The organism is Clostridium sp. (assembly GCF_040797585.1).
Taxonomy (GTDB): domain Bacteria; phylum Bacillota; class Clostridia; order Clostridiales; family Clostridiaceae; genus Clostridium_Z.
Genome location: NZ_JBFNEO010000109.1, coordinates 1 through 9,337 on the forward strand (window position 1 = coordinate 1; position 9,337 = coordinate 9,337).

Annotated in this window: 8 protein-coding genes and 1 tRNA gene; 8 read left to right on the forward strand and 1 reads right to left on the reverse strand. The window is 29.9% G+C overall.

Annotated features, from left to right (window positions below; all coding sequences use genetic code 11):
* The 3 genes from AB2369_RS08270 to AB2369_RS08280 form a co-directional block, all read left to right on the forward strand.
* The coding region (locus AB2369_RS08270; RefSeq protein WP_367666010.1) for an SH3 domain-containing protein at positions 1–679 on the forward strand (679 nt) is incomplete at its 5' end.
* Positions 680–849: 170 nt separating this feature from the next.
* Positions 850–2,397 (forward strand): caspase domain-containing protein, encoded by a 1,548-nt coding sequence (locus AB2369_RS08275; RefSeq protein WP_367666011.1) that lies wholly within the window; start codon positions 850–852, stop codon positions 2,395–2,397.
* 410 nt (positions 2,398–2,807) lie between these two features.
* Positions 2,808–3,452, forward strand: a complete 645-nt coding sequence (locus AB2369_RS08280) for a hypothetical protein (protein ID WP_367666012.1) — start codon at positions 2,808–2,810, stop codon at positions 3,450–3,452.
* Between the two features lie 446 nt (positions 3,453–3,898).
* Here AB2369_RS08280 and AB2369_RS08285 read toward each other — a convergent pair.
* Positions 3,899–3,995 (reverse strand) — tRNA-Sec (locus tag AB2369_RS08285).
* 392 nt (positions 3,996–4,387) lie between these two features.
* On the opposite strand from AB2369_RS08285, the gene mraZ reads away from it, so the two are divergent.
* The 5 genes from mraZ to AB2369_RS08310 form a co-directional block, all read left to right on the forward strand.
* A complete protein-coding gene (gene mraZ / locus AB2369_RS08290) occupies positions 4,388–4,816 on the forward strand; it encodes a division/cell wall cluster transcriptional repressor MraZ (RefSeq protein WP_367666013.1) in 429 nt (142 codons plus the stop codon).
* A 15-nt stretch (positions 4,817–4,831) separates the two neighbouring features.
* On the forward strand, positions 4,832–5,773 hold the full coding sequence (gene rsmH, locus AB2369_RS08295) for a 16S rRNA (cytosine(1402)-N(4))-methyltransferase RsmH (RefSeq protein WP_367666014.1): 942 nt from the start codon (positions 4,832–4,834) through the stop codon (positions 5,771–5,773).
* Between the two features lie 18 nt (positions 5,774–5,791).
* Positions 5,792–6,277 carry a cell division protein FtsL gene (locus tag AB2369_RS08300; RefSeq protein ID WP_367666015.1) on the forward strand — a complete coding sequence of 162 codons (486 nt, stop codon included), beginning with the start codon at positions 5,792–5,794 and terminating at the stop codon, positions 6,275–6,277.
* Between the two features lie 24 nt (positions 6,278–6,301).
* Positions 6,302–8,476 (forward strand): stage V sporulation protein D, encoded by a 2,175-nt coding sequence (locus AB2369_RS08305; RefSeq protein ID WP_367666016.1) that lies wholly within the window; start codon positions 6,302–6,304, stop codon positions 8,474–8,476.
* 101 nt (positions 8,477–8,577) lie between these two features.
* A partial coding sequence (locus AB2369_RS08310; RefSeq protein WP_367666017.1) for a Mur ligase family protein occupies positions 8,578–9,337 on the forward strand: 760 nt, incomplete at its 3' end.

Genomic DNA, 9,337 nt, shown 5'->3' on the forward strand with positions numbered 1-9,337 from the left:
AGGAGCACATGCACAAGGACATAATACGAATACACTTGGAATATGTGCAGAAGGTAGCTACAATAAGGAAACAATGCCACAGGCACAGAAACAAGCTATTATAGAGCTATGTAAATACTTAAAGAGTAAATACAATATAAACTCTATAAAGGGACATAGAGAACTTATGGCTACAAATTGCCCAGGTTCTAATTATCCTTTAGAAGAAATAATAAATACTATCTTAAATGGATCTAATAATAATGTAGGTAATACTGGAATAGTAAATGCTAAGAGTGGCTTAAACATAAGAAGTGGAGCAGGAACAAATTATTCTATATTAGGGGCTATTCCTAATGGAGCAACGGTAAACTTATCATCTAAAGAGGGTAACTGGTGGAAAGTAAGCTATAATGACTTAAATGGATATGTTAGTGGAGATTATATAAATACTAGTTACAACCATTCCAATAATGAAACAACTGAAGGATATGTGGTTACTGGTTATTTGGGTAAGCAGCTACAAGGATATGACGGAGCAGAAGTTGCAGGAGCTATAAGACATTACTTTAAAGACATAGATAGGGTTTATGTTAGAAGTAATTCTATAGGTATGTGGCTAGAGACACAAATATTACCTATAGATAAGTGTAATGAACTTAAAGAAAGATTAGGCTCCTTTTTTGATTCTATAAGATAATGCAAAATGCAGTCTAGGGAATAATCCTTAGACTGCCTTTTTTATTTTAAACAAAATAGGAGAATGATGAATAACGTACATTGTAATTATAGACAAAAATAAAATTATTTACACATCATATATCCAAAATATGCTATTATTAGAATTAAATATGTATTAGGGGGAAAGGTATGTCTAATATAAAAGCATTAGTAGTAGGCGTTAGTAATTATTCAGCAATGAGAGGAAGTGATCTTCCATTTTGTATAAATGATATTGGAGCAGTAACAGAGGCATTAGTAAATGGATTAAAGGTCAATGAATCAGAAATTTTAGTGTGTGGTCAAAATGGAACAGTAACAAAAGATAGCTTCCTTTTATCATTACAAAAACTTATTTCAATATCTAATGAAAATGATACTATTATTTTATATTTCTCAGGTCATGGAGGGAGTGATTCATCTAATCATTATCTTATTTTAAGTGATGGTATAATTAGTACACAGGATATAATTGGATATTTAGATAAGATATCGGTTAAGAATAAAATATTTATTTTAGATAGCTGTGAATCAGGAAATTTTAGTATTAATCAAATAGCAAAGTTAGATATTAATAGTACTATAGAAGAGTTTGTAGGAAGAGGATATGCAGTTTTAGCTTCAAGTGGTGCGAATGAATATTCATATCCACATCCAGATTTAGAAATTAGCCTTTATACAAAATTTTTATGTGAAGCTTTAAAAGATTTTCATATTATCAAAGAAGGAAAAAAATCATTATATGATATTAATAGGCTTATATTTTTATACTTAGAAATTTGGAATAAAAGAAATCCTGGAATACAGCAACATCCTATTTATAGAGGAGCTTTAGGTGGAACAATATTTTTTGAAGTGGAGGATTATAGTCCATTTTATGTTAAAAATACTTATGAAGAAACTGAAAAATATATTATTTACAAAGTTGAACCACTTCATAATAGAATTGCTAAAAGATATTCAGTGAAAGTTATCTTAAAAGATCCTTATTGTCTGAAAGAAATGGCAACACTCTTTAAAGAAATTATAGAAAAAGTAAAAAAATTAGAGGTATATTCTAGTTCTTCTTTCCAAAATTATTGGCAGGGAAAAGATGCTAATATTATATTTGGTTATTTTGGATTCGATGAGGAAGATATGATTAATTCTAATTTTCTTTGCCATACCACATGGGTTGATGAAAGCCAGAATAAAGAGTGGTGGTATAGATTAGATAAAAACTCTATGATTATTAATGGAATACATTTTAATATACATCCGTATTATGAGAGTCTTAAGGACTTTACACAAAAAAATACTGGAGAAAAAGAAGAGTTAATTAATGAAACGAGAAAAATTATGAAAGAGCTTATTAGTTTAACAGAAAAAGTGATTGGAATCTATAATGAATTTCTGAACGGTTGTAAAACTGAAGAAAAAATAGTAGAAGAAATGAAGTTAGTAATTTTGGATATTGAAAAACAATATTTTAAACAAATGGAGTTAAATATTGCCCCAAAAGAACTACGTGATTGGAGTCAATGCTGCTCTGGTTTAGCCGCTACAATCCATGATTTTACATTATATTATAATGAAATATATTTACATAGTAGAACACCAGAGAATAGAATTGCCTGTATGAATATGACAATAAAAGCGTATTACAATGAGTTAGAAAAGTTGAAAACTAAAGAGTTAGAAATACAATTAATAGATTAAATTATTTTTATATTCTTGTCTATATAATTTACTTAGATAACTAAGAAGAACGTAGAGAGTTACTTAATAATAGAAAAAAATCAGTCTAAGGATTATTCCCTAGACTGATTTTTGTTATAATAAACATCGGAGATTATGAATAAGAATTTTTTTTAATTATAGACAACATTTAAATCATTTATACATCAATTATATAAAAATTGAAACGACCGCAAACACTGTTACAATAGCAACTATAAATAAAGTTGCAGCTACTTCTATAGTAATATAACTTTTCTTCTTCTTGCTTAATATTTTATTTAACATATAGCTACCTAGTTTGTAATTATTTATAAAATTTTATATAATTATACCATATTTAACTGATATATGTTAATATTAGAAGGTATTTCACAATTGGGGGTATTAATATGAAAAAAATATTATCTATTTTATTGGTATTAAGCTTAGGTTTAGGAGTTACTGCATGTGGTAAAAAAGAAGAGGATAAGACAGTAAATGCTACTTCTGAAACTAAACAGGAAGCTAAGAAGGAGAATAAAAAGACAGTTAATTCTAAAGAAGTGGATGGATTAAAACTAACTGCTAATGCTAAAATAGAAGCTGTTAAAGGGGATAGAACAAAAGATAATGTTGCAGCAGAGAATGGAGAATATATTGCAGATGGGAGCAATATAGTAAAAGCTGAAGACTATAAGAAAATAGCTATCACTATAGATGTTGAAAATAACACAGATAGAGTTGTTGAGCTTGGACCATTTAACTGGCAAGCTGAATTACAAGATGGTTATAAATTGACTCAAAAGATTACTGGTAAAGAAAAAGATTCTCAGATTCAAAGTAAGACTAACGGCAAACATGAGTTTAACTATGTAATAGAAAAGAATGTTAAAGCTGAAAAGATAAAATTATCTTACTTATGGATCAAAAATAGTGATGAATTTAAAAAACTTATACAGAATCCAGAAATGGCTAAAATGAGTGAAGAAGAAGCTATGGAGAAGCATAAGGATATATTTTCTAAAATTGTAGTAGAGTGTGATATAACTCAATAGTATTAAAAAGATAACTTTGTTTAAGTTATCTTTTTAATTTTGAGGATCTATTAACTATAGGAAATGCTAGTGATACAGATTTAAAAGTTAGAGAAACTATTTTAGGGACCATAGAAGAAGAAAGATACTATATTAAGGTTAAAGAAGAAATAGAACTACATCCAGTAGAACTAGAGAATGCTATTTAAAAGCTAAGAGAGATTTTATGGTTAATAAACTACTATATTATAATTAGGAAGGAACTCAGTTATTATTTATTAGTGCTAATGGATTATTTCAGAATAAGTATGAAAAAAACAGGCTTATTATATATAATAGTTATAATAAAATGAATAAGGATAAAATAAAAAAATGTCTTGTCGTCAAATGGTCGTCAAAATATAAAATAAAATACAAAAACAAAAGGCTTTAGAAAGTATAAATCTTTCTAAAGCCTTTTATATAAGTGGCGGGAATATGTGGGAATCGAACCCACCCATGGTGGTCTTAGCACCACAACACGGTTTTGAAGACCGGCGAGCACACCAGCACTCATCTACTCCCATGTATATTACAAAAACTATGATACAAGGTATTGTTAAATTAGTCAAGGGCTTTAAGGAAAAAAGTTCATATAGGTATAAAAATGTAAAAATATAAATTTTCATAATAATATATGTAATATTATAAGAATTTATATTTAGGAGATTCATATATTTACCTATTAATATATGAAGAGTATTAATAGTAATTAATAATGAAATAAAAAGTGATTATTATAGAATATACTAATAAGAATTATAATGAAATACAATATTAATTCATATATTAAGATAGAATATATAAATTTTATTAATTTTAATAAAAAAACAATTAAAAAAGAAGGTTTTTTTAGATTTTTAGAGAATAAAGAATGTAAAGTGGTTCAAAGTGGTTAAAAGTGGAGGGTTTCATAAATGCTTGTTGGGGAATACACTCATGGGTTAGATGGCAAAAATAGAATGATTATTCCATCAAAATTTAGGGAAGCTTTAGGAAATAAATTTATTTTAACTAAGGGTTTAGATGGATGCTTGTATGCATATACCATGGATGAGTGGAGAAACTTAGAGATTAAATTAAAAGCATTACCCTTAACTAATAAAGATGCTAGAACCTTTGTGAGATTTTTTGTAGGTGGAGCCCATGAAATTGAAGTAGATAAGCAAGGTAGAGGAGTTATTCCTCAAAGCTTAAAGGAATACTCATCCATAGGAAAGGAAATAGTAAGTATAGGAGTTCTTACTAGAATTGAAATATGGAGTAAAGAGAAGTGGGAAGAATACAATGAGGATAATGTAGATTTTAATAGTATATCTGAAAAAATGGAAGAACTAGGGATTTAGAAAAGGAGACGTAGTATGGAATTTAAACATATATCTGTATTATTAAATGAGTGTATTGAGGCATTAAATATAAAAGAAGATGGAGTTTATGTTGATTGTACTTTAGGGGGAGCAGGACATTCTAGTGAAATTATAAAAAAATTAGGCGAGAATGGGACCTTAATAGGTATAGACCAAGATGACGATGCTTTAAATGCAGCTAAGGAAAAACTTAAAGATTATAAAAATATAATTTATGTTCATGATAATTTCTATAATATAGATAATATATTAAATAACCTTGGAATTCACAAGGTAGATGGAATATTAATGGATTTAGGTGTTTCATCCTATCAGCTTGATACGGGGGAAAGAGGCTTTAGTTATATGAATGATGGAGCCTTAGATATGAGGATGAATAGAGAGAGCGAATTTTCTGCCTATGATGTAGTTAATGGATACTCAGCTGAGGATTTATATAGAATTATAAAAGAGTATGGAGAAGAAAAATTTGCCAAAAGAATAGCAGGTTTTATAGTTGATAGAAGATCAGAAGCACCAATTGAAACAACATTTCAATTGGTTGATGTAATAAAAGCAGCTATACCAGCAAAGGCAAGAAGAGAGGGGCCTCATCCAGCTAAAAGGACTTTTCAGGCTATAAGGATAGAGGTAAATAGAGAACTTGAGATATTAAATAAAACTATAGAGGATGGAATAAGTCATTTAAATATTGATGGTAGAATGGCTATAATAACTTTCCATTCCCTTGAGGATAGAATAGTAAAAAATAAATACAGAGATATTGAGAATCCTTGCACTTGTCCGAGAGAATTCCCAATTTGTATTTGCAATAGAACACCGGATATTAAGGTTTTAACAAGAAAACCTACAGAACCTTCAAAAGAAGAGCTAGAAATTAACCCAAGAAGCAGAAGTGCAAAGCTTAGGGTGTGTGAAAAAATTTGTTCTAAATAATCTTGGAGGTGAATAAAAATGATAGTAAATGAAAAGTATCTAAAAGGAACTTTAGCAGTATCACCTGAGAGAAAAGATGACATAGAAGTAAAAGAGAAGTATAGGGAACTTAAGAAAGCTAAAAAGGAAAGAAATAAGAGACTAAAAGAAAAACAATGGGAAGTTAAGAGAAGCACATTACTTTGTATCCTTGTACTATTCATTTGTGGGTTTTCAGTAACTTATAGTCATGGATTGGCATTTACAAAACAAAAGGAATTATCAGGTTTACAAAAGGAAGCAAGAAATATAAACACTGAAAATGATAACCTGAAAGTAGAACTTTTAAAGTTTAGCAATTTTGAGTATATAAAATCAAATGCTGAAAGTAAACTTTCTATGGTATCTCCAGATAGAAGTAAAGTGATAAATGTGGATTTAAGTGAGGATAACTTTAAGGATGAGTCTTCAGTAAAGGAGGAGAAAAAGAGTATAGTTAGCTTTATTAAAGATTTATTTTTTTAATAAAGTTTGTTTGGAGGTAGAAATGTGGCAAAGGATAATTATAAAGATGAAGTTGTAGTAAGAAAGAGAATGACCGTAGTTTTACTAGGGTTATTCCTTTTATTATTTGTTCTAGTATTTAGATTAGTTTACCTTATGGTTATTCAAGGAGGATATTTATCTTATAAAGCAAAAGAACAATGGACAAGCGAGGTTAAGCTATCTGCAAAGAGAGGAAGGATCTTAGACAGAAATGGAAATGAACTAGCAGTGAGTGCTAATGTATATAGAGTTGACTTAGATTTAAATGCTTTAAGACAATATAGTAACTCAAAGGGTATATCCATGGAAGATATAGCAGATAAACTAGCTTCAGCATTAGAGATGGAAAAAGATAAGGTGCTGGGAATTATAACAAAAACTCTTCCAAGTGGAGAGCCTATGGGATCTGCTAATTTAGTAAGAAGAATTGAAAAAGCAGAAGCGGATAAGGTTACAGCCCTTCAAATTAAAGGAGTTATGGTATCTCCAGATACTAAGAGATATTATCCTAACAATAATTTTCTATCTCACGTTTTAGGAACAACGAATGTGGATGGAGAAGGACTTACAGGGGTAGAACTAACATATAATCAATATTTATCAGGAGTACCTGGTATGCGTATAACGGAGCTTGATAGAAATAGTGGAGAGCTTCCAAACATAATTTCTGAATACACAGATCCAATACAAGGTAAGGATTTATATCTAACCATAGATGAAAAAATACAATATTTTGCAGAAAAAGCAGCTGAACAAGCTATGAGTGATAATAAAGCTAAGGCTGTGACAATAATTGTTATGGATCCTAAATCAGGAGAAATATTAGGCTTAGTTAATAAGCCAGACTTTAATCCTAATAACCCAAGAGAAGGTGCAGAAAGTAGTGATGAGCTTCAAAAGATGTGGAGAAATAGGGCTGTAAATGACACATATGAACCGGGATCTATATTTAAGGTAATTACAGCAGCAGCTGCCATGGAGGAAGGGTTAGTAGGAGAAAATGATGTATTTAATTGTAATGGAAGTATAAAGATAGGAAATAGAACTATTCACTGTTGGAAAAGAACAGGACATGGTCCACAAAGTTTCTCAGATATAATTAAGAATTCTTGTAATATAGGATTTGTTGAACTAGGAAAAAGACTTAAAGCTGAGACTCTTAATAAGTATATTGACAAGTTTGGATTAGGTAAGGTAAGTGGGGTAGATCTTCCAGGTGAGGCTAAGGGAATAGTTAAAAAGACTGAAGATATAAGTGAAACTGACCTGGCAACTATTGCATTCGGACAAACTAATACAGTAAATCCAGTACAGTTTTTAGCTGCATTTAACACTATTGCAAATAATGGAGTTTGGATTAGACCTCATGTAATGAAGGAGATAAAAGGATCAGAAGAAGATGTTATAAAGTATGATGACTATGATTCAAAGAGGGTAGTTAGTGAAGAAACTGCTAAGACCTTAAGGACATATCTTCAAAGAGTTGTTAATGAAGGTAGTGGTAGGACAACCTATATTGAAGGTTATAATATAGCAGGAAAAACTGGAACAGCTCAAAAGGTTAATCCTATGAATGGAACTTATGAGGCAGGAAAATATGTGGCATCATTTGTTGGAATGGCACCAACAGATGATCCGAAATTAAGTATTTTTGTTGCTGTTGATGAGCCAAGTGCTGGGGACTATTATGCTGGGGTAGTAGCAGCTCCAGTAGCAAAACAAGTCTTTAATAATATATTTAATTATTTAGAGTTTAAAGTAGATGCCAGTGAAGAAGATATTGCAAAGAGCTTACTAAATGATGTGATAGTACCAGAGGTTAGAGGCTTAGATAAAAATAAAGCTGTGAAAGCTTTAAAAGATTCTAAACTGGAAGTTGAGGTGCAAGGAAATGGTTCTGTAATTAATGATATAAATCCAAAACCAGGGTATACCGTTAAGGAAGGAACTAAAATCATACTTTACACTGATGGTGCAGCCAACTATAATAAAGAGGTGATGGTTCCAAACCTTGTAGGTATGTCTAAAGAAAAAGCAACAGAGCTTCTAAATAGTTTAGGACTTAAGGGAAGTTTTGAAGGGGAAGGAATAACTTCACAGCAAAGCATTGAACCTAAAACTATTGTAAATAAAGGAACTATAATAAATATTATGTTGTCACCAGACGCAGGAGATTAATAGTTTAGGCATGGGGTGTTTTAATAAATAAATTTAAAATACCTCATGCCTATGTTATGTGCTAGTTAACATAGGTTATTTAGAGGTTAAGGAGTGAAACTATGGATTTAAAAGATATTTTAAAAGATGTAGATTTTAAAATTTTACAAGGAAATTTAAATGTATCCGTAAATAAATTAGCTTATAATTCAAAGCTAATAGAAGAGGGAGATTTATTCTTTTGTATAAAGGGATTTAAAGTAGATGGACATAAATATTTTAATTCTGCTATAGAGAGTGGAGCGAATGTAATAATTTGTGAGGACGACTTATGTAGTAGTGAAGATATAACTATACTTAAGGTTAAGGATTCAAGAAAAGCTTTAGCTCTTTGTAGTAAAAACTATTATAAAAATCCTTGTGGGAATATGAAGATAATTGGTATTACTGGTACCAATGGTAAGACAACATCAGCTTTTATGATGAAATCAATTTTAGAAGAGGCAGGATTTAAGGTAGGGCTTATAGGAACAGTTGCTAATTATATAGGTGATAAAAAACTTAAATCAGAAAGAACTACTCCAGAATCTTTAGAGCTTCAAGAGCTTTTTAGAAATATGGTGGATAATGATGTAGATTATTGTATTATGGAGGTATCCTCCCATTCTTTAGATTTAGATAGAGTTTATGGTGTAGAATTTTCAACAGGAATATTTACTAATTTAACTCAAGATCATTTAGATTTTCATGGAACCTTAGAAAATTATTTTAATGCTAAGAAGATATTATTTACTGTAAGTAAGAATAAGATTATTAATATAGATGATGATTATGGAAAAATAATAGCTGATGAATTTAAGGATAAGGTATTAACCTTTGGGG

Coding starts and splice junctions, on each gene's coding strand:
- AB2369_RS08275 (WP_367666011.1), top strand. CDS start 850: ATGTCTAATATAAAAGCATTAGTAGTAGGCGTTAGTAATTATTCAGCA.
- AB2369_RS08280 (WP_367666012.1), top strand. CDS start 2,808: ATGAAAAAAATATTATCTATTTTATTGGTATTAAGCTTAGGTTTAGGA.
- mraZ (WP_367666013.1), top strand. CDS start 4,388: ATGCTTGTTGGGGAATACACTCATGGGTTAGATGGCAAAAATAGAATG.
- rsmH (WP_367666014.1), top strand. CDS start 4,832: ATGGAATTTAAACATATATCTGTATTATTAAATGAGTGTATTGAGGCA.
- AB2369_RS08300 (WP_367666015.1), top strand. CDS start 5,792: ATGATAGTAAATGAAAAGTATCTAAAAGGAACTTTAGCAGTATCACCT.